The following is a 20,984-nucleotide window of genomic DNA, read 5'->3' as shown; positions in this document are numbered from 1 at the left end:
TGGTTGTGCTTTTCGGGAGCATGTTGTCAGATAGTCGGCAACTGCTCCCGAGAAAGCACGATCATGCTGGACAAACTGAACCCGGCTACCGAGGACGCGCCTGAACTCATAGCCGAGCGCTGGATCAGCGCGCTGGATGCGGCGCTCGCCAGCCGCTCCATGGACGCTCTTGCCGCGCTGTTCGCGCCCGAGAGCCACTGGCGCAACATCTTCGGCATTTCCTGGCATTTTGCGACCTTCAGCGGCCGGCAGCGCGTCGTTGCCGAACTGCTCGCGCGTGCCGCCGCGGCGAACGCGCGCGGATTTCGTCTCGATGACCGTGCCTTGATACCGCGGCGCGCCGTGATGGCCGGACAAGAGGTGATCGAGGCGGTCTTCAGCTTCGACACGTCGAATGGTCCCGGCACCGGTGCTGTCCGTCTGTTGCGTGGGAGGGGCGGAAATTCCGCGGCGTGGACGTTCTCGACGATGCTCGATTTCGACCGCATCTGCGATGCGCACACGCAGCACGCTGTCGGGCAATCCCACGCGCGCGATTTCGCCGCACCCGACTGGCTGGAGCAGCGGCAGGCCTCGCGCGCCTATGCCGACCGCGAGCCTGATGTCTTGATCGTCGGTGGCGGCCATGCCGGCATCGCGGCCGCCGTCGAGTGCAAGCGGATCGGGCTCGACGCCCTGATCGTCGATCGCGAACAGCGCGTCGGCGACAATTGGCGGCTGCGCTATCGCGGCCTCAAGCTGCACAACAAGACGCCGGTCAATCTGTTCCGCTACCTGGCGTTCCCGCTGAGCTTTCCGGACTACATCCCGAAGGACAAGATTGCGAACTGGCTGGAGAGCTATGTCGACATCATGGAGCTCGACTTCTGGACCGAGACCGCGTTCGAAGGCGCGCGCTATGACGACACGACGCAACGCTGGACGGTGACGCTGCAGCGTAGCGATGGTCCGCGCACGCTGCACCCGAAGCACATCGTGCTCGCGACCAGTGTCAGCGGTACGCCGAACATTCCTGTCATCCCCGGCATCGAGCGCTTCGAGGGACGGGTGCTGCATTCCAGCGCGTTCGCGGCAGGACGCGAATGGGCGGGGCGGTCGGTGGTCGTGTTCGGCACCGGCACCAGCGCGCATGACATCTGCCAGGAGCTGCACGCCGCCGGCGCCGACGTCACCATGGTTCAGCGCAGCCCGACCATGGTGGTCAATGTCGAGCCGGCGCAGCTCTACGACAAGACCTATCTTGGTGACGGCCCGTCGATCGAGGTGCGCGACATCCTCAATTCCGGCGTGCCGCTGCCGGTCATGAAGATCGCGCACAAGATCGTCACCGACGAGGTGAAGCGGCTCGATGCGCCCCTGCTGTCGCGGCTGGAGCGCGCCGGCTTCCGGCTCGAATTCGGCGAGGACGGCACCGGCTGGCCGCTGAAGTTCCGCTCCCGCGGCGGCGGCTATTACTTCAACGTCGGCTGTTCCGAATTGATCGCCGACGGCAAGATCCGCCTGATCCAGGCAGCGGACGTCGCCGGCTTCACCGCCGCCGGCCTCGCGCTGAAGAACGGCACGGCGCTGAACGCCGAACTGTTCGTGCTCGCCACCGGCTACAAGGGTCCTGACCACCTGGTCGGCAGGCTGTTCGGCGAGGAGGTCGCAGCGCGGGTCGGCCGCGTCTGGGGCTTTGACGATGCGACGCAGGAACTGCGCAACATGTGGACGCGCACGCCCCAGCCCGGCCTCTGGTTCACCGGGGGCGCGTTTTCGCAGGCCCGCATCTACAGCCGCTTCATCGCGCTGCAGATATCAGCGATCGAGGCCGGCACGCTGTCGAAGCATCTGACCTGAACTTGAATTGCAAGCACTGACCAAGAAGGACTCCCATGCCGCTTCCGCTCGATCCCGTCATTGAGAAGATCATCCCGCAGCTGCCGCTGCGCGATCCCGCAACCATGACGCCGCAGAGCTGTCGCGATTCGCTGCGGGCACTGGCCGAGGCCCGCAGGGAGGTGCCGCCGGCGCCGGTCGACGTGGCGCGCGATATCGAGGTCGCGGGCGCCGCCGGCAAGCTCGGCGCGCGGCTCTATCGCAACGGCAGCGGCACGGCGCCGACCGTGATCTTCTTCCACGGCGGCGGCTGGGTTGCCGGCGATCTCGAGACCCATGACCGCCAAGCCCGCAACCTCGTGATCGAGACCGGCGCCGTGGTGATCTCGGTCGATTACCGCCGCCCGCCGGAGACGCGCTTTCCCGGCGCGTTCGAGGATGCATTCGCCGCGATCCGCGATGTGGTTGCACGGCTCAGTGAATTCGGCGGAGATCTCTCTCGCGTCGGCGTCGCCGGCGATTCCGCGGGCGGCAATCTCGCCGCCGCCACGGCGCTGGCCTGCCGCGACGCCGGCATCAGGCTCGCCGCGCAATTGCTGGTCTATCCCGTCACCGACGTGGTCGGCAATTTTGCCGATGCAGGCGAGAACGCGAAATTTCCGTCGCGCGCCGAGAATGCCGAGGGTTACTTCCTGACGCGCGCGACGATGCAATGGTTCGCGGGACACTATCTCGCGGATCCCGCGCAGGGTTCTGACTGGCGCGTCTCGCCGCTGCGCGCGAAGTCGCTCGCCGGTGTCGCGCCGGCGGTCGTCACGACAGCCTGGTTCGATCCGCTGCGCGACGAGGGCCATGCCTATGCCAAGGCGTTGCAGGCGGCCGGTGTGCAGGTTGCGTATCATACCGGCGAGGGCCTGATTCACGGCTACTTCGGCATGGGCGATGCATCGGAGGCCGCGCGTGCCGAGGCGCAGCGGGCGCGGGCGGATTTTCGGGTGTTGTTGGAGAAGGGGATGTAACCTCCGCGTCGTCCCGGTCGTTGTTGGAGGAGGAAGTCCAACCTCCTCGTCGTCCCGGCGAAGGCCGGGACCCATAACCACTGCAGCCTGTTGTTGCAGCGGGCTGCGGCCCCAGCTTCGCCCCACACGAACATTCGGGGTAATGGGTCCCGGCCTTCGCCGGGACGACGCTGGGTACATTTCGCGTTCAACAACTCCCCCTCAATCATTCCCGATGGTGTCGCCGAACAGCTGCCAGGTCTCGCCGTTGAACTTCTGCAGCCGCATCGCTTCGACCGGGAAATAGTCGGTCGGCGAGGTCTTCACCTTGATGCCGGGCAGGAGTATCGGCAGCGCGATGTCGAGGTTGGCGGCCTGCTTCATGATATTCTCATGGGTGAGGTCGTCGCCGCATTGCTTCAGCACCTGCACGGTCGCCTCCGCCACCACGTAGCCGTAGACGATCAACTGGTCCTGCAGATTGCCCTCCGGAAAATACTTCTTCATGAAGTCCTGCCAGGCGATCACGTCCGGGTCCGCCTTCCACTGCGGATCGTTCGGATCCTTCAGCGAGTAGGACGAGATGATGTCCTTGGAGTATTCGAAGCCGGCGGGCTTCAGCACCGAGGACACCGAGGTGGAGGTCGCCGCGAGGAAGAACATGTCGGGCTTCCAGCCGATCTCGCCGATCTTCTTGATCGCCTGCGCCGCCTGCTTGGGGATCGCGTGCATGAACAGCACGTTGGCGCCGGAGGCTTTCAGCTTCACGATCTGGCTGTCGACCGTAGGGTCCGTCGATTCATAGGTCGTCTCCGCCACCACCATCTTGGCGGTGTTCTCCACACCCAGCCCCTTCTTGAAGCCGTTGCCGTAATCCTTGCCGGCGTCGTCGTTCTGGTAGAACAGCGCGATCTTCGCGTCCGGCTTGTTGGTCAGCACATATTTGGCGTAGACCGCGGTCTCGGCCTGGTATGACGGCTGGAAGCCGATCGACCATGGATAATGCTGATAGCCGCCCCACAGCGTGGCGCCGGCGCCGACGAACAGCTGCGGCACTTTCTTGTCGTTGAGATATTTTCGCACGGCAAGTCCGGTCGGCGTGCCCAGCGGATTGAGGATCGCGGCGACCTCCTCCTGCTCGACCAGCTTGCGGGTCTGCTCCACCGTCTTCGGCGGCGAGTAGCCGTCGTCGAGCGTGATCAGATTGATCTTGCGCCCGTTCACGCCGCCCTGGTCGTTGATCATCTTGAAGTAGGCGGCCTGCGTCTTCGCGATCACGCTGTAGGCCGACGCCGCGCCGGAGAATGGCGAGGTCTGACCGAGCTTGATCTCGGTGTCGCTGGCGCCAGTGCCGTATTTCTTCTCGGCGGCGTGTGCCTGTGTCGCGAGCGCAAGCGCGAGTGCTACCGTGATGGCCTTGCAAATGGCCTTCGATGTCATCGTGAGCCTCCCTGTGCGTTTTCTTGTTGTTCGCGACGGAGAGCTTACGCAGGTCGACGGAGGCAGGCTTGCGACGAGACGCCGGGGCAGGGATGCGAAAATGCGGCGGGGTGCAATGCCGAGGTTGGCGTAATCAGCGCGTGTGCGGTGGCCTGCCGCGATGTGGAATGATTCTCAAAATCTCCCCGCGTGCGAGGCATTTCTTACCTCGCCCCGCCTGCGGGGAGAGGTCGGATCGCATGGAGTGTAGCGCAATGCGATCCGGGTGAGGGGGTACAGGAACGTCCGCGAGTCTTGCTGGCGGAGAGAGCCCCTCACCCCAACCCTCTCCCCGCAAGAGCGGGGCGAGGGAGAACTCCTAACCTCAGCGGTAGCGCACGCTGCCGGTCGTGACCGGATCGGTCGGCAGCACGGTGGCGCCGGCGCGGCTCGCGGCGGCGGAGGTGATCATGCCGGGCTCGGCCGCAGCCTGCACATCGCGGGGCGGGGTGAATTCGAGGATGACGAGGACTGCCGTGGCCAGCACCGCCACGGCGGCGGTTGCGAGCGCAGGCACCAGTCTTCCGCGCGTATCGGCTGCGCGAACTTGCATTGACCAATTCCTTTATCGGGGTCGTTCTTTGGACGTGATGTAAGAACGGCCAGGCTTCTTCCCAAGAGTGCGGCGCACATGCCTCACAATCAGTTGTGCCGGCCGTGATGTCCCTCACGGTGTTCGATCCGCGCGGGCTTGGCCTGCGTCGAATCGCAATCGTGTCGGACGGCTTGTTTGCACACCATGAGTGGGAAGAGATCGTGGCGTTTTGCATGCGCCTCATGCGCTCGTGATCGATCGCGTGAGGTTGTGATTAATGCCGCTGCGACACGCCGTTTTTGCCGTGATTTAGAGGCTTTCTTCGTCGTGCGTGGCGCGTGCGTTAAAGCTTTCTTCACGCGCGAACGGCGCACCAAGCAGAGATTCGTGCGATGCGCGCGTGATGGAAGCGATGACATCGCTGTCATTGGCAACAGGTGTCAGCGGACGTGTCGCAACCATGGCGACGCCGTCATCGCGAGGCTTGTCGTGCCGTAGCCTTAGCCATGGCGGGAGCCTTGGCGGAACGACAAGGCAATCCATCTCTCTTCACGCGGGGCGGTGGACGATTTTACTTCGTAGGTCATTGCGCAAAGAAGATTCCACTTCGCATCGCGCATCGATCGCGGTCTGGATTTCAATTCGATGCTCCGACGCCAAGTCGAAAGAAATGCACTGATGCGTCGCTTAGCGCGAGGGCTCGCGTGTCGCGTTCCGAAATTGGTCCAGCGCTCACGACATCAATGTGCGACGCAAGCAACAGTGCGATCATCTCGGTGGCCAGTTTGTTGGCCAAACAAAAACGGCCGGGTCATCGACCCGGCCGTTCAAAACTCTCTCCGCGCTTTCGCGTGGCTCGCGTCTCGCTCAGCTCGCCTTCTTCACCGGCGCCGGCTTGCCGACCTTCTTCTCGATGGCGCGCTTCAGATCCAGCGCGCGGGGCGACAGCAAATCGGCCTTGGCCTTGAGCAGGTAGGCGTCGAGGCCGCCATTGTGGTCGACGCTCTTCAGCGCGTTGGTCGAGACGCGCAGGCGCACGTTGCGGCCGAGCGCATCGGAGATAAAGGTCACGTTGGCCAAGTTCGGCAGGAAGCGCCGCTTGGTCTTGATGTTGGAGTGGCTCACCTTGTGGCCCGTCTGGGGGCCCTTGGCCGTCAGTTCGCAGCGCCGGGACATTACCAAAATCCTTATTGCATCCCCGCTTCCGGCGGCACGTGCGATCACGCGGCCCGCGCGGGGGTTTTGAATTCGCGTCCATTTTCCAGGAACCGCGGGTGTATAGGGGCAGAATACCCGAGCGTCAAGATTATATCGCCACATAACCGTACCGGGAAATGGCGGTTCATAAGCGCAACCAGCCACTTAACGGCGGATATGGCAACCATATAAAGGGCGTATTCGGCTGCAAGTCTTGGTTCCATAACAGATGCGCGCGTTGTCCGGCCGAATTGAAGGACCAAATGGACAGCGAACAGAGCGCCGATAGCAGGACCGTCAGGTAGGTTAAGTGACCACCGCCATTGCCCTTTTGCCCCCGCTCGGCCGGCTCATCGGCCTGTGCGCTGGTGTCCTCTTGCTGTTTTGCGCCGAGCGCGCGAGCGCGCAGGGTCGGCTCGACGCCCAGTATGAGGCGACCTTGGCCGGTATCCCGGTCGGCAAGGGCACCTGGACCATCGAAATCGGCGATGACACCTTCTCGGCCTCGGCCCAGGGCGGCACCGCGGGCCTCTTGAAGGCGTTTTCCGGCGGCAGCGGCGGGGGCGCCTCGCAGGGCCGCGTCGTCAACGGCGCGCTGGTCGCCTCCTCCTACACCGCGACCACGACCACCTCGAAGAAATCCGAGACGATCCGGATGGTGCTGGCGGGTGGCGGCATCAAGGAATCCACCATCGAGCCGGAGCCGCCGGTCGATGCCGACCGCCTGCCGGTGACCGACGCGCAGAAGAAGAACGTGTTCGATCCGATGACCGGCTCGTTCCTGCGCGCGCCCGGCAATGCCGAGCTGATGAGCCCGGACGTCTGCCGCACCGGTGCCGGCGTGTTCGACGGCCGCATGCGCTACGACCTCAAGCTCGATTTCAAACGCGTGGAGATCGTGAAGGCCGAGCGCGGCTATCACGGCCCGGCACTGGTCTGCGCGCTCTATTTCGTGCCGATCTCGGGCTACATCCCGGATCGCCCGGTCATCAAATATCTCGCCGCCCAGCGCAACATCGAGATCGCCTTCGTGCCGATCGCGGGCACCCGCCTTCTGGTGCCGTTCCGCATGACGATCCCGACCCCGCTCGGCCAGGCGATGCTGGAAGCCACCTCGTTCGTCACCACAGCCGCGCCGCCGCGCGTGGCGAAGACGCAATAGGGGATCTCTTCCCTTCTCCCCTTGTGGGAGAAGGTGGCCATAGGCGGCCCACCTGCCGCCGTTCTTAAAGGACGCCGATGCTGCGCATCGGCTATGCGCAGTCCGCGACGGTTGAGGGGTTCTCTCCGCGGAGACAGACCCCTCACCCGGCTTCGATGCTTCCGCATCGAATCCACCCTCTCCCACAAGGGGAGAGGGTACTCTTGAGGCGCTGCGCGAAGGCCCGGGAATGCAACAAACGTCACCGGAATCCAGTTGACTCTTGCCCGCTTCTGATTCGACTCGGCCACCCCTGGAATTTAAGGAATTCAGTCCGCATATCCTGTGCTTGTGGAGCCCATTCAAACTTGATCTAGTGCCGCGGTCGTCAGCTTGCCCGAGATGTTGCGGTGAACGTTTCAGGTCTGGAATGGAGTCACCGATTCGGCCGCGATTCGTTCTAGACTCGTTCCGAAGCTTAAGGGCGGCGCAGAAAGCGTCACATTGTGAGACAGATTTTGCGAAAGGACGCGTGAAGGAGTGAAGACCAAGGCGTCAATCCCTCACCGTCACCCTGAGGAGGCCGCGGAGCGGCCGTCTCGAAGGGCGACAGCCCCGCTCTGTCCGCGAGAGGAAAGTCCGGTCAACGCGCGCCGATAGATCTTGGCCGTGCATCCTTCGAGGCTCGCTTCGCTCGCGCCTCAGGATGACGGGTCAGGGATTTCGCCTTCAATAAAAGAAACACCTGCAAAATATGGCTTTCTCAACTTCGTTCGGAAATGACCGCGTGCCCGGCGCAGGCGTCACTGCGGTGCTGGGGCCGACCAATACCGGCAAGACGCATCTGGCGATCGAGCGCATGCTGGCGCATTCGTCCGGCCTGATCGGGCTGCCGCTGCGGCTGCTCGCGCGCGAGGTCTACAACAAGGTCGCGGCCCGCGCCGGCGTCGACAATGTCGCGCTGATCACCGGCGAGGAGAAGATCAAGCCGAAGGCGCCGCGCTTCTGGGTCTCGACCGTCGAGGCGATGCCGCGCGATCTCGATGTCTCGTTCCTCGCGGTCGACGAGATCCAGATCGCCGCCGATCTCGAACGCGGGCATGTCTTCACCGATCGCATCCTCAACCGCCGCGGCCGCGACGAGACGCTGCTGCTCGGCGCAGCGACAATGCGGCCGATCATCGAGCGGCTGTTGCCCGGTGCCTCGATCGTCACGCGGCCACGGCTGTCGCAGCTCGAATTCGCCGGCGACCGCAAGATCACGCGACAGCCACGTAGAACAGCAATCGTCGCGTTCTCCGCCGATGAGGTCTATGCGATCGCCGAATTGATCCGCCGCCAGCATGGCGGCGCTGCCGTGGTGCTGGGCTCGCTTAGCCCGCGCACGCGCAATGCGCAGGTCGAGATGTTCCAGAACGGCGACGTCGATTATCTCGTCGCCACCGACGCGGTCGGCATGGGGCTCAATCTCGATGTCGACCATGTCGCCTTCGCCTCCGACCGCAAATATGACGGCTATCAGTTCCGCCGGCTGACGCCGGCCGAATTCGCGCAGATCGCGGGCCGCGCGGGCCGCGCCACGCGCAACGGCACCTTCGGCACGACGGGCCGCTGCGCGCCGTTCGAGCCGGAGCTCGTCAATGCGCTGCAGAACCACACCTTCGACAGCGTCAAGATGCTGCAATGGCGCAACGCCAAGCTCGATTTCGCCTCGCTCGGCGCGTTGCAGGTGTCGTTGGCGCTGACGCCCAATCATGAGGCACTGACGCGGGCCCCGGTGGCCGAGGACCTGCGGGTGCTCGAACATGTCGCACGCGACGCCGAGGTGCGCGAATGGGCGCATGGGGCCAAGGCCGTGGAGCGGCTGTGGGAGGCCTGCCAGGTTCCGGACTACCGAAAGCTGTCGCCGGCCGCCCATGCCGAACTCGTGACCACGCTGTATGGCTTCCTGATGCAAAAGGGGCGTATCCCTGACGCATGGTTTGCCGCCCAGGTCGACCAGGCCAACCGGACCGACGGCGATATCGACACGCTATCGGGCCGGATCGCGCAAATCCGGACCTGGACCTTCGTTGCCAACCGGCCCGACTGGCTTTACGACCCGGACCACTGGCAGGGGATCACGCGCGATCTCGAAAATAAATTATCCGATGCGCTGCATGAACGGCTCACGGAGCGTTTCGTTGACAGGCGGACCAGTGTATTGATGCGCCGCCTGCGGGAGAACTCAGTTTTGAATACGGAAATTGGCAAGACCGGTGAAGTGATCGTGGAAGGCCACGTGATCGGCCGGCTCGATGGTTTCACCTTCGCACCTGATGCGGCCGAGGCCGGCAGCGACGCCAAGGCGCTGCAAGCCGCCGCCCAGCAGGTGCTGGCGCGCGAGATCGATACGCGTGCCGAGAAACTGGGCGCCGCCCCCGACGAGCAGTTCGTGCTGACCTCCGACGGCACCATCCGCTGGACCGGCGATGCGGTGGCCAAGCTGGTGGCGGCCGACGACGCGCTGCATCCGCGGCTGCGCATCATTTCCGACGAACGGCTGACCGGCGCCTCGCGCGAGGCCGTGCAGACCCGGCTCGATCTCTGGCTCAAGACGCATATCGAAAAGCTGCTCGGGCCGCTGTTCGAACTGTCCAAGGCCGAGGATATCCAGGGCATCGCCCGCGGCATCGCCTTCCAGCTCGTCGAGGCGCTCGGCGTGCTCGAGCGCAGCAAGATCGCGGCCGAGATGAAGGATCTCGATCAGCCCTCGCGCGCAGCGCTGCGCAAATACGGCGTGCGCTTCGGCGCCTACCACATCTATTTCCCGCAGCTCTTGAAGCCCGCGGCACGCTCGCTGGCCTCGCTGCTCTGGGCCGAGAAGCAGAGCAATGTCGACATGGGCGCGCTGTCGAATGTGCAGCATCTCGCCTCCAGCGGCCGCACCTCGTTCCCGGTCGACAAGGCCCTGCCGCGCGACGGTTATCGCGTGCTCGGCTATCGCCAGTGCGGCGAGCGCGCGGTGCGCGTCGATATTCTCGAGCGGCTCGCCGATCTGATCCGTCCGGCGCTGGCCTGGCGCGAGACTTCGCCGGGCGAGAAGCCCGCCGGTGCGTTCGATGGCCGCGGCTTTGTCGTCACGCAGGCGATGACCTCGCTGACCGGCTCCGCCGGTGAGGACTTCGCCTCGATCCTGCGCGCGCTCGGCTACCGCATGGACCGCCGTCCGCCGCTGCCGCCGAAGGCTGTCGAGGTTGCGCCGGTGGAGACCACCGAGACGGTCGCTGCGGAGGCGACGTCTGATGCCGCCGTGGATGCGCCGGTCGATGCAGCTGCCGAGGTGGTGGCTGATGCGCCGGAGGCTGTCGCTGTGCCCGAGGCCGAAGCCGCCGTCGACCAGCCGGTATCCGGCGATCCCGCGCCGTCCGCCGCGCTGCTGCCCGATGTCGGCTTCACCGAGGTGGTTTCGAGCGAGGCGGCGCCGGCTGTCATCGAGGCCCAGCCCGAGCCCGTGGCCGAGGTTGCCGCAGAGCCTGTTGCTGTCGCCGAAGAACCCGCGCCTGAAGCGCCCGCTGCCGAAGTTGCAGCCGAGCCCGCGCCTGCCATGGACGCCGCTGCGGAGACGCCGCCTGGGGCTGCTGAGGCACCGTCAGAGCCCGGCGCCGAGGCACCTGCGGAGACCGCGAGCGCTGACGCTGCGCCTGCTGCCGCGGAGACGCCGGCCGAGCCGCAAATGGTCGAAGTCTGGCGGCCCGGCGGCCGCTCCGACGAGCGCCGTCCGCATCATCGCGGCCACGACCGCAACCGCGGCCGTCATCAGAACAAGCCTGCCGAGGGCGCGCAGGCCACGGAAGGCGGCGGCGAGGGCGAGAAGCGCGAGCATCATCGCCGTCCGCGCCGCCACCAGGATTTCCGCGTGCCGCGTCCAGGCGCGCCCGCTGACGGTTCTGCGCCGGCCGCTGCCGCGCCGGCCGATGGCGCGCCTCGCGAGGACAGGGGCCAGCGCCGCGAGCGCTTCGAGAGCAAGGGCTTCGAGGGCAAGGGCCGCGATCGCGACAATGAGCGTCGCCGCGACAACAAGTTCGGCGGTGGCGATCGCAAGGGCGGTGGCGACCGCAAGGGCGGTGATCGTGACCGCGGCGGCCGCGATTTCGGCAAGGGCGGCCGTGATAAGCGCGAAGGCGGCCCGTCGCATCGGCCCTACGCGTCGAGCGCGCCGCGCGAGCGCGACCGTCCGATCGATCCGAACTCGCCATTCGCCAAGCTCGCTGCCCTGAAAGAGCAGCTCGCCGGCCGGAAGGAATAATCCAACCCTTGGTCTAGTTCTTGGTCTGAAGCTTGGATCGGCAGCGCCTCGACAAATGGCTGTGGCACGCACGGGTGGTGAAGGCCCGCACCAGCGCGGCTGAACTCGTCGCATCAGGTCATGTCCGCATCAACGGCACACGCGAGAAATCGCCGGGCCATGCCGTGAAGGCGGGCGACGTCGTCACCGTCGCGCTCGACAACAGCGTCCGCGTGCTGAAGGTGACGGGCTTCGCCGAGCGGCGCGGCGATGCCACTGCGGCGCGCGTGCTGTATGAGGATTTGCAGGCCGGCAATTTGCAGGCCGGCAAGGAGTAGTTATCTAGCGCTTGCTATCTCAATTGAGCATGATCCGGAAAAGTGGAGGCCGGTTTTCCTCACGACAAACGGATAGCGTTTGCCCGGGGATCATGCTCCCAATAAAATCGGTGGCAGGGGCGTGAGAATACTGGCGTTTTTCAGAGCCCGCTTCCCTTGCGGCCCCGGTATTCCTGCGCTACGCAACCCCAGAAAAATCGATCGTTCCGGAGTTTTGGATGACCTACGTCGTCACTGAAGCCTGCATCAAGTGCAAATATACCGACTGCGTCGAGGTCTGCCCCGTCGATTGCTTCTACGAGGGCGAGAACATGCTGGTCATCCATCCTGACGAATGCATCGATTGCGGCGTGTGCGAGCCGGAATGCCCGGCTGACGCCATCAAGCCGGATACCGAGCCGGGGCTGGAGAAGTGGCTCGAGGTGAACACCGAGTATGCCAAGAGCTGGCCGAATATCACCCAGAAGAAGGACTCGCCCGAGGACGCCAAGGAGTGGGAAGGCAAGGAAGGCAAGTTCGAGAAATATTTTTCTCCGAATCCGGGCAGCGGCGACTGATTCGCTGGCGTTTGCCAATAACCGTCGGACTACCCCGATAGGGGCGAGACTGGACCCGTGGCGGTCTCCGTTCGGCCGCCGATTTAACCCTAATGACGGACATATGACCTAAGGATGCCCTGTTATGCCCGGAATCGGGCGTAAACCATTGATTTTTGCGGAAAATGTGCTATATCTGCACCATTACAGGCCAAGAACCCCCTGCCATGCGTACCTTGTGGCGTCGAGGTTCCCGCAAACATCGAACAGGGGCGTGGCAGTTTCCGCGCGCAGGCTGTGTCACAGAAAACGCGTAAAAAGAGTGCTTCAAAGACGACGAAGAAAGCCGCTGTCGTTGCTCGCAGCGCAACCAAGGGCCGTGCCAAGGCGCCCGTGAAGGGGGCCAAGAAGGCGGCGGCTGCAAAGTCCTCAAAGAACAAAAGAAGCGTGATGCCAGAAAAGACTGCCAAGACTGCCGCGAAAGCGGCAGCTGCGAAGCCCGCTGCTGCGAAGGTCGCCCCCAAGACTGCTGCTGTCGCGCCGAAGCCGGCTGCCCCGAAGGCTGCCGCCCCCGCCGCTGCTCCGAAGGTTGCCGCCAAGCCGGCCGCTGCGCCGCGCGTCGAGGAGCCGAAGAAGGTCGTGACCCAGCGCCAGGGCTTCAAGGCCAACGAATTCGTCGTCTATCCCGCTCACGGCGTCGGCCAGATCCTGGCGATCGAGGAGCAGGAGATCGCGGGCGCCAAGCTCGAGCTGTTCGTGATCAATTTCATGAAGGACAAGATGACGCTGCGGGTGCCGACGGCGAAGGTCGCCAATGTCGGCATGCGCAAGCTGTCGGAGCCGGCGCTGGTCAAGAAAGCGCTGGAGACGCTGAAGGGCCGCGCCCGCGTCAAGCGCACCATGTGGTCGCGCCGCGCCCAGGAATACGAAGCGAAGATCAACTCGGGCGACATCGTCGCGATCGCCGAGGTGGTCCGCGATCTCTATCGTTCGGAATCGCAGCCCGAGCAGTCCTACTCCGAACGTCAGCTCTATGAAGCGGCGCTCGACCGTCTGTCGCGCGAAATCGCGGTCGTGCAGCACTCGACCGAGACCGAGGCGATCAAGGAGATCGAAGGCCAGCTCGCCAAGAGCCCGCGCCGCGGCGCCAAGGCGGAAGCCGAGGGTGAAGGCGAGGGCGATGCCGACGGTGAGGATGCCGATACCGATGGCGACGATACCGCCGTCGAAGACGAAGCCGCCTGAAAGGGTTCGACGGATTGAAAACAAAAGCCCGGTCGCAAGACCGGGCTTTTTGCTTTCTGACTCAGACCTCCCCTCGCGCGGAGGTCCACCGTAAGGGGGCGTGGCGCTGGAACTGGGCTCCGCGCGCGCCACGCAGCCTTGCGCAATTGCCGCTTGGCGGATCGCCGCGACTCATGACCTTTTACCGCGCTCCGGCGCCATCAGATCGCGGCCGGCAAGGGGCGCGGCATGCTTGCGGGACGATCGCTGGGGCGCGGGTTCGACAGGCTGTGGGCCGCGTTCGCGGTCTCGTCACTCGGCACACGGCTGGCCTTCGATGCCTTCCCGCTGATCGCAATCCTCGTGCTGCATGTCGGGCCGGAGGCGGTCTCTGCGCTAGCTGCGGTCGGGATGCTGGCTGGCGCCGCGCTGGCGGTGCCGCTTGGTCCGTGGGTTGAATTCCGCCGCAAGCGGCCGGTGATGATCGCGATGGACTTGATCCGCTTTGCCGCGATGATGAGCGTCCCGATCGCGTTCGCCCTCGGCCAACTCAGCTTTATTCAGCTCGCCGTCGTGTCGGTGATCGCAGCGGCCGCAGACATCGCGTTCCGCGCGGCGAGCGGTGCCTGCCTGAAGAGCCTGGTCAGGCACGAGGATCTGGTGCTCGCCAATGCCCGGCTCGAATCCACCATGTGGATCGCGACCGCGATCGGCCCGCCGCTCGGTGGCGTCGCGATCGGCCTGCTCGGTCCGGTCGTCACCGTGATCGCCGATGCCGTCAGCTTTCTATTGTCGGCGGCCGGGATAGGTTCGATCGGCGGGAAGGAGCCGGAGCCCGTACGGCGCGTAGCACCGCCCTACAGCATCGTCGATCTGCTCGCGGGATGGCGATACATCCTCGCGCATCCGGTATTGCGGTCGCTGTTCCTCAATACCGTACTGGTCAACGGCCTGATCATGGCAACGGCGCCGCCACTGGCGCTACTCATGCTCCGCGATCTCGCATTCGCGCCGTGGCAATACGGCCTCGCCTTCGGAGCGCCCTGCGTCGGCGGCCTGATCGGCGCGCGGTTGGCGCCGGTGCTGGCGACGCGGTTCGGGCAGCACAACATCCTGCTCGCCGCTGGTGCGTTGCGCGCGTGCTGGTCGCTCGGCCTTGCCTTCATACCGGGCGGCACGGCCGGCATCGCGGTGGTGTTCTGTCTTCAGCTCGGCCTCGTCACCTGCGCCGGCGTCTTCAATCCGGTGCTGGCGGCCTACCGCCTCGGCCAGATCGAGATGGAGCGCACCGCGCGGGTGCTGGCGGCCTGGTCGATCTCGAGCCTGGCGATGACCGCGGTGCTGACGGCACTGTGGGGCGTGTTGGCGGGCCTCGCAGGCGTCCGCATGGCGGTCGCGCTCAGCGGTGTGCTGATGCTGCTGACGCCACTGCTGCTGCCGCGGCGCGCGCCGAGGATGAGCGCTGCTTGATGCCCCGGCGGCCGTTCGTAGCCCGGATGCAACGAAGTGAAATCGGGGCCGCTTCAGCGGCGAGAGTGCGCTACTTCACCCGCTGCTTCTCGAGCTTGCGCGCGAGCGTCCGGCGGTGCATGCCGAGCCTCCGCGCGGCCTCGGAGATGTTGAAATCTGTCTCCATCAGGGTCTGGTGGATGCGCTCCCATTCCAGCGTCTTGATCGAGGTCGGCCGCGCGCCGACCTCGATGGCGGCGTTGCCGGCGGCCTTTTGGAACGCGGCCTCGATGTCGTCGGTGTTCGACGGCTTGGCCAGATAGTGGCAGGCGCCGAGCTTGATCGCCTCCACCGCGGTCGCGATGCTGGCGAATCCCGTCAGCACGACGATCAGCATCTCGGGATCATGGGCGTGCAGCGCTTCGACGCAGGCAAGGCCCGATGCGCCGCCGGCGAGCTTCAGGTCGACGACGGCATAGCCTGGCGACTGCTGCTCGAGCAACTCGCGGACCTCGTCGAGCGAGCCTGATACCGCGACGTCGTAACCGCGGCGCTCGAACGAGCGCTTCAGCGTGCGGGCAAAGCCCGCATCGTCCTCGACGATCAGGAGCTGGCGTTCATCCGTCAAGAGGATCTCCGATCGCAAGCGTCGAGAGCGGCAGCTCGAGCTTGACCGCGGCGCCGATATCCGGCCGGTTGCGCGCCGTCACCACGCCGCCGAGCTTGCGCACCACGTTGACGACCAGGAACAGGCCGAGGCCGCTGCCGGAGCTGCCCTTGGTGGATTGATACGGCTTGCCGACATTCGTCAGCATCTCGCGCGAGAAGCCCGGGCCGCGATCGGTTACCGACAGCACAAGCTTGTCGGCATTGCGCTCGGCCATCAGCTCGATCCAGTCGCGCGAGACCTCGGCGGCATTGTCGAGCACGTTGAAGATTGCCTGCTTGAGCGCGATGTCGGAGACGATCGCAAGATCTGTGCCGAAGGCGTTGCGGAAATACAGCGTCGCCGACGGCCGCGTCGTCCGCCATTCCTCCACCAGCGCGGTCAGGAACGCCGCGACCGTGGTCGGCGATGAGCCTTCGCCGCGGGCTTCGCCGGCCGACAGCAGGATGCCGGTGACGATCGACTTGCAGCGCTGCACGGAAATCTCCATCTCGCCGAGGTCTTGCGACATTTCAGGATCGGAAGCGAACGCCGGCATCCGGCGCCAGTCGCCCAGGATGACCGAGAGCGAGGCGAGCGGCGTGCCGAGCTCATGCGCGGCGCCGGAGGCCAGCAGGCCCATCTGCACGATGTGGTCCTGCTCGGCCGCGTGCTGGCGCAGCGCCGCCAGCCGAAGGTCGCGGTCGCGCAGATTGCGGTTGATCCGCGTCATGAACACCACGAGCAGCACGGCGTCGAGCACGAGGCCGATGAAGGTGCCCGCGATGTAGAGATTGAAGGCCTCGGCAAAGCCCTGCGGCAGCTCCAGCGGCCGGTAGTAGCTGGTCAGCCAGGCGAAGTTCATGCAGACCAGCGCCACCAGCGACCAGGTCGAGGGGGCATCGAGCAACACCGCGCCAAGCGTCACCTGCAGCAGATAGAGCGACGTGAAGGGATTGGTGGCGCCGCCGGCGAGATAGAGCAGGACCGTCAGCGCCGCGACGTCGAGCGCCAGCGCGACCAGCAGCTCGCGGTTGTTGATGTCGGCGCGGTAGCGCAGCCATAGCAGGCTGACGAGGTTGAGCGCCACCAAGCCGGCGATCACCGCCGCCATCGGCAGCAGCGGCAGCGTGACGCCCATCCAGAACTGCACGAAGCCGATGGTGGCGATCTGACCGATCACGGCGATCCAGCGCAACTGGACCAGCAGGGCCATGTTCTTGCGATTGGTCGCGAGGTCGGCGGGCGCTGAGAGGTCGAGCGGCATGCCGTCGGCCGCGCTCACGGCGGATTGCATCACGGCCGTCCCGGTCGCGGTGCTTTCGTCATGCAGATTCGAGGTGCGCTCGAGCATCTGAGCCTGTGTCGCGAGACAGATTGCGGGCTGCGCCGATCAGGCGGCGCACGGCGGCGCGCCTTGAACTCCACTTTGGATCGGAGGCGCCGGCGCGGCCCCTGCCGCCGATGACGCGCAGGAGCGCGCCCGCCAGCATAAAGGCCAGTGCGAACCATGTCAGCGCGTAAATCAGGTGGTTGTTCGGAAACCGCACGATCGTCAGCCCGCCGACGGGAGCGCCGCCCGGATTTGGCGTCGCATCCGCATCGACGAAGAAGGGGGCTACCTGCGACAACCCGTGCGTGGCCGCGATCGCGGCGACGTCGCGGGAATACCAGCGGCCTGCCGCGGGGTCATTGTTGCGCAGGAAGCCGCCCTGCGGCTCCGACATCCGCAACAGCCCGGTCACGCTGACCGCGCCTATCGGCTCGCCGTCGCGCCGCGTCGCCGGATCACGCCGATCAGGCGGCACGAAGCCGCGATTGACCAGCACCGTGGTTCCGTCAGCCATTTGCAGCGGGGTCAGCACCCAGAAACCGGGACCGTCTGTCGTGACCGCCTGCACCAGCGTCTCATCGGCATGGCGGAAGGTGCCGCGCAGGGTGACGCGGCGATATTCGTCGCTCGCGGCCGTGACCGCGGGCCATGACGAGGGAGGCGGCGGCGCCGTCGGCGCCGCATGCATGCGCTGCTCGACCCGCTCGATCAGCGTCAGCTTCCAGGTCCTGCGTTCGACCTGCCAGATACCGAGCGCGCTCAGCAGCACCACGCCCAGCATGCCGAGCGTGAGCAGTACATAGCGACGGAGAGCAAAGTTGCGGCCGCGTCGGGATTGCACTCCCTCTCCCGCTTGCGGGGGAGGGCCGGGGTGGGGGTATCGCCGCGAATCGGAAGGATCATTGTGTGGAGGGAGCCCCCACCCGCCACGCGCTGGGCGCGCGTCGACCTCCCCCGCAAGCGGGAGAGGTGAAGAGGGGGCTGGGGCGCCCTGCATCGTCACGGCATCTGGCTCATGTCGTGGATCGGCATCATGTTGACGTTGAGATGATGCATGACCCAGAGCGATCCGGTCAGCGCGATCACCACCATGATCACGGTGAAGATCATCGCCATCATGGTCCAGCCGTTCTCGGACCGGGTATTCATGTGCAGGAAGTAGATCATGTGCACGACGATCTGCACCGCGGCGAGCACCAGCACGATCAGCGCGGTGACCTGCTTGTCGGCGATCGTCCCGGTCATCACCAGCCAGAACGGCACCGCGGTGAGGACGACGGAGAGGCCGAAACCGATCAGATAGCTCTTCAGCGAACCGTGGGCAGCGCCGCCGTGGTCATCATGGCCGTGACCGCCGGCATTGGCTTCGAGAGTGCGGGCTTCTGTTGTCATCGCAGCATTCCCAGGAGGTAGACGAAGGTGAAGACGCCGATCCAGACCACGTCGAGGAAGTGCCAGAACATCGAGAGGCACATCAGCCGGCGCCGGTTGGCTTCGGTGAGGCCGAAGCGCGCGGTCTGCACCATCAGCGTCACCAGCCAGACCAGGCCGAAGGTGACGTGCAGGCCGTGGGTGCCGACCAGCGTGAAGAACGACGACAGGAAGGCGCTGCGCTGCGGCGTGGCGCCCTCATGGATCATGTGGGCGAATTCGGTGAGCTCGATGCCGAGGAAGGCGAGGCCGAACAGCCCGGTGATCGCGAGCCAGAGCTGCGTCTGGCCGATCTTCGACTTCTCCATCGTCAGCATGGCGAAGCCATAGGTGATCGAGGAGAGCAGCAGCATCGTGGTGTTGAGCGCGACCAGCTTGAGGTCGAACAGGTCCTTCGGCGCCGGGCCGGCGGCGTAGTTGCCGCCGAGCACGCCATAGGTCGCGAACAGCATCGCGAAGATGAGGCAGTCGCTCATCAGGTAGATCCAGAAGCCCAGCATGGTGCTGGCGCCTTCCGGATGCGCGTGCTCGTCGATGACGTGGAAGACCGGCTCGGAGTCCTGAGTGGAAATCGTTGCTACGCTCATGTCTGGGCTCCCGCGGCGAGAACGCGCGTCCGCGTATCTTCGGTCCGCACCACCTCATCCGCCGGGATGTGGAAGTCGCGGTGATAGTTGAAGGTATGGCCGATCGCGACCGCGAGCAGCGCAACGAAGCTGACGGCGGCAAGCCACCAGATGTACCAGATCAGGGCGAATCCCATCACCGTCGCGAAGCCGGCGAGGATGATTCCGGTGCCGGTGTTGGAGGGCATGTGGATCGGCTTGAAGCCGGTCAGCGGCCGCCTGTAGCCGCGGCGCTTCATGTCCCACCAGGCGTCGTTGTCATAGACAACGGGCGTGAAGGCGAAGTTGTAGTCCGGCGGCGGCGAGGAGGTCGCCCATTCCAGGGTGCGAGCATCCCAGGGATCGCCGGTGGTGTCCTTCAGCTGCTCGCGGCGCAGGATGCTCACCGCGAACTGCACCAGCATCGCGCCGATGCCGAGCAGGATCAGGAAGGCGCCGAAGGCCGCGATGACGAACCAGATCTGCAAGCTGGGATCGTCGAACACGCGGAGCCGGCGGGTCACGCCCATCAGCCCGAGCACGTAGAGCGGCATGAAGGCGAAGTAGAAGCCCGAGACCCAGAACCAGAACGACAGCTTGCCCCAGAACGGATCGAGCTTGAAGCCGAACGCCTTCGGGAACCAGTAGTTGATGCCGGCGAACAGGCCGAACAGCACGCCGCCGATGATCACGTTGTGGAAATGCGCGATCAGGAACAGGCTGTTGTGCAGCACGAAATCGGCCGGTGGCACCGCGAGCAAGACGCCGGTCATGCCGCCGATCACGAAGGTCAGCATGAACGCCACCGTCCACATCATCGGCAGCTCGAAGCGGATGCGGCCGCGATACATCGTGAACAGCCAGTTGAACATCTTCGCGCCCGTCGGGATCGAGATGATCATGGTGGTGATGCCGAAGAACGAGTTGACGCTGGCGCCGGAACCCATCGTGAAGAAGTGATGCAGCCAGACCAGGTAGGACAGGATGGTGATGACGACGGTGGCGTAGACCATCGAGGTGTAGCCGAACAGCCGCTTGCCCGAGAACGTCGCGGTCACCTCCGAGAAGATGCCGAACGCCGGCAGCACCAGGATGTAGACCTCGGGGTGGCCCCAGATCCAGATCAGGTTCACGTACATCATCGGGTTGCCGCCGAAGTCGTTCGTGAAGAAGTTGGTGCCGACGTAACGGTCGAGCGACAGCAGCGCCAGCACCGCGGTCAGGACCGGGAAGGAGGCGACGATCAGGACGTTGGTGCAGAGCGAGGTCCAGGTGAACACCGGCATCTTCATCATCGTCATGCCCGGCGCGCGCAGCTTGACGATGGTGCAGACCAAATTGATGCCCGATAGCGTCGTGCCGACGCCGGCCACCTGTAGTCCCCATATGTAATAGTCGACGCCGACGTCTGGACTGTAGCCGATGTTGGACAGCGGCGGGTAGGCGAGCCAGCCGGTGCGGGCGAATTCGCCGACGAACAGCGACATCATCACCAGCACGGCGCCGCCAACCGTCATCCAGAAGCTGAAATTGTTGAGGAAGGGGAAGGAGACGTCGCGGGCGCCGATCTGCAGCGGCACCACGTAGTTCATCAGGCCGGTGACCAGCGGCATCGCCACGAAGAAGATCATGATCACGCCGTGGGCGGTGAAGACCTGGTCGTAGTGATGGGCCGGGAGATAGCCGTCGGAACCGTTGAAGGCGATCGCCTGCTGCAGGCGCATCATCAGCGCGTCCGCGAAGCCGCGCAGCAGCATCACGATGCCGAGGATCATGTACATGATGCCGATGCGCTTGTGGTCGACGGTGGTGAACCACTCGCGCCACAGATAGGTCCAGAGCCGGAAGTAGGTGACGATCGCGAACAGCGCGAGCCCGCCGGTCGCGACCACCGCGAAAGTGCCGACCAGGATCGGCTCGTGCAGCGGCAGCGCGTCCAGATTGAGGCGGCCGAAGATCATCTTGATGAGATCGGGATTCATGCGGC

General features: G+C 65.2%; 18 protein-coding genes. 8 read left to right on the top strand and 10 right to left on the bottom strand.

The window, feature by feature from the left end; genetic code table 11:
* The first annotated feature begins 63 nt into the window (after positions 1-63).
* A complete protein-coding gene (locus CO675_RS05650) occupies positions 64-1,839 on the top strand; it encodes an NAD(P)-binding domain-containing protein (protein WP_097671061.1) in 1,776 nt (591 codons plus the stop codon).
* A gap of 35 nt (positions 1,840-1,874) precedes the next feature.
* Positions 1,875-2,837 (top strand): alpha/beta hydrolase, encoded by a 963-nt coding sequence (locus tag CO675_RS05645; protein ID WP_097671060.1) that lies wholly within the window; start codon positions 1,875-1,877, stop codon positions 2,835-2,837.
* Positions 2,838-3,038: 201 nt separating this feature from the next.
* Here the strand turns inward: CO675_RS05645 and CO675_RS05640 are convergent, their stop codons facing one another.
* The 4 genes from CO675_RS05640 to rpmB form a co-directional block, all read right to left on the bottom strand.
* Positions 3,039-4,256, bottom strand: a complete 1,218-nt coding sequence (locus tag CO675_RS05640) for an ABC transporter substrate-binding protein (protein WP_097671059.1) — start codon at positions 4,254-4,256, stop codon at positions 3,039-3,041.
* A 364-nt stretch (positions 4,257-4,620) separates the two neighbouring features.
* On the bottom strand, positions 4,621-4,848 hold the full coding sequence (locus tag CO675_RS05635; protein ID WP_097671058.1) for a hypothetical protein: 228 nt from the start codon (positions 4,846-4,848) through the stop codon (positions 4,621-4,623).
* A 291-nt stretch (positions 4,849-5,139) separates the two neighbouring features.
* On the bottom strand, positions 5,140-5,292 hold the full coding sequence (locus CO675_RS40395) for a hypothetical protein (protein WP_158231189.1): 153 nt from the start codon (positions 5,290-5,292) through the stop codon (positions 5,140-5,142).
* Positions 5,293-5,697: 405 nt separating this feature from the next.
* Positions 5,698-6,006: a 50S ribosomal protein L28 gene (gene rpmB, locus CO675_RS05630; RefSeq protein WP_097671057.1), complete on the bottom strand. Its 309-nt coding sequence runs from the start codon at positions 6,004-6,006 to the stop codon at positions 5,698-5,700.
* 352 nt (positions 6,007-6,358) lie between these two features.
* Here rpmB and CO675_RS05625 point away from each other — a divergent pair, with 352 nt between their 5' ends.
* The 6 genes from CO675_RS05625 (at position 6,359) to CO675_RS05600 (ending at position 15,003) form a co-directional block, all read left to right on the top strand.
* A complete protein-coding gene (locus CO675_RS05625) occupies positions 6,359-7,189 on the top strand; it encodes a DUF3108 domain-containing protein (RefSeq protein WP_097671056.1) in 831 nt (276 codons plus the stop codon).
* A gap of 733 nt (positions 7,190-7,922) precedes the next feature.
* Positions 7,923-11,456: a helicase-related protein gene (locus CO675_RS05620; RefSeq protein ID WP_097671055.1), complete on the top strand. Its 3,534-nt coding sequence runs from the start codon at positions 7,923-7,925 to the stop codon at positions 11,454-11,456.
* Positions 11,457-11,488: 32 nt separating this feature from the next.
* Positions 11,489-11,773, top strand: coding sequence for an RNA-binding S4 domain-containing protein (locus tag CO675_RS05615; protein ID WP_097671054.1), 285 nt, complete (start codon positions 11,489-11,491; stop codon positions 11,771-11,773).
* Positions 11,774-11,991: 218 nt separating this feature from the next.
* Positions 11,992-12,330: a ferredoxin FdxA gene (fdxA, locus tag CO675_RS05610; protein WP_092120017.1), complete on the top strand. Its 339-nt coding sequence runs from the start codon at positions 11,992-11,994 to the stop codon at positions 12,328-12,330.
* Positions 12,331-12,759: 429 nt separating this feature from the next.
* Positions 12,760-13,554: a CarD family transcriptional regulator gene (locus tag CO675_RS05605; protein ID WP_198964498.1), complete on the top strand. Its 795-nt coding sequence runs from the start codon at positions 12,760-12,762 to the stop codon at positions 13,552-13,554.
* Between the two features lie 228 nt (positions 13,555-13,782).
* A complete protein-coding gene (locus CO675_RS05600; protein ID WP_097671052.1) occupies positions 13,783-15,003 on the top strand; it encodes an MFS transporter in 1,221 nt (406 codons plus the stop codon).
* Between the two features lie 70 nt (positions 15,004-15,073).
* Here the strand turns inward: CO675_RS05600 and CO675_RS05595 are convergent, their stop codons facing one another.
* From CO675_RS05595 to cyoB, 6 genes are all read right to left on the bottom strand, one after another.
* On the bottom strand, positions 15,074-15,610 hold the full coding sequence (locus CO675_RS05595) for a response regulator transcription factor (protein WP_097671051.1): 537 nt from the start codon (positions 15,608-15,610) through the stop codon (positions 15,074-15,076).
* Complete coding sequence (locus tag CO675_RS05590; RefSeq protein ID WP_097671050.1) at positions 15,600-16,982, bottom strand: ATP-binding protein; 1,383 nt, start codon at positions 16,980-16,982, stop codon at positions 15,600-15,602. Before CO675_RS05590 ends, CO675_RS05595 begins: the two co-directional genes overlap by 11 nt.
* A complete protein-coding gene (locus CO675_RS05585) occupies positions 16,954-17,742 on the bottom strand; it encodes an SURF1 family protein (RefSeq protein WP_097671049.1) in 789 nt (262 codons plus the stop codon). The genes CO675_RS05590 and CO675_RS05585 overlap by 29 nt, the downstream gene beginning before the upstream one ends.
* Before the next feature lie 218 nt (positions 17,743-17,960).
* Positions 17,961-18,353, bottom strand: coding sequence for a cytochrome o ubiquinol oxidase subunit IV (gene cyoD / locus CO675_RS05580; protein ID WP_097671048.1), 393 nt, complete (start codon positions 18,351-18,353; stop codon positions 17,961-17,963).
* Positions 18,350-18,979: a cytochrome o ubiquinol oxidase subunit III gene (gene cyoC, locus CO675_RS05575; RefSeq protein ID WP_097671047.1), complete on the bottom strand. Its 630-nt coding sequence runs from the start codon at positions 18,977-18,979 to the stop codon at positions 18,350-18,352. Before cyoC ends, cyoD begins: the two co-directional genes overlap by 4 nt.
* Positions 18,976-20,979 carry a cytochrome o ubiquinol oxidase subunit I gene (gene cyoB, locus CO675_RS05570; protein WP_097671046.1) on the bottom strand — a complete coding sequence of 668 codons (2,004 nt, stop codon included), beginning with the start codon at positions 20,977-20,979 and terminating at the stop codon, positions 18,976-18,978. Before cyoB ends, cyoC begins: the two co-directional genes overlap by 4 nt.
* Between the last annotated feature and the right edge of the window lie 5 nt (positions 20,980-20,984).

Origin of the sequence: Bradyrhizobium sp. C9, assembly GCF_002532045.1 — a bacterium.
Lineage (GTDB): Bacteria > Pseudomonadota > Alphaproteobacteria > Rhizobiales > Xanthobacteraceae > Bradyrhizobium.
The sequence above is the reverse complement of the archived record's forward strand: the minus strand, read 5'-3'. Positions and strand labels throughout refer to the sequence as shown.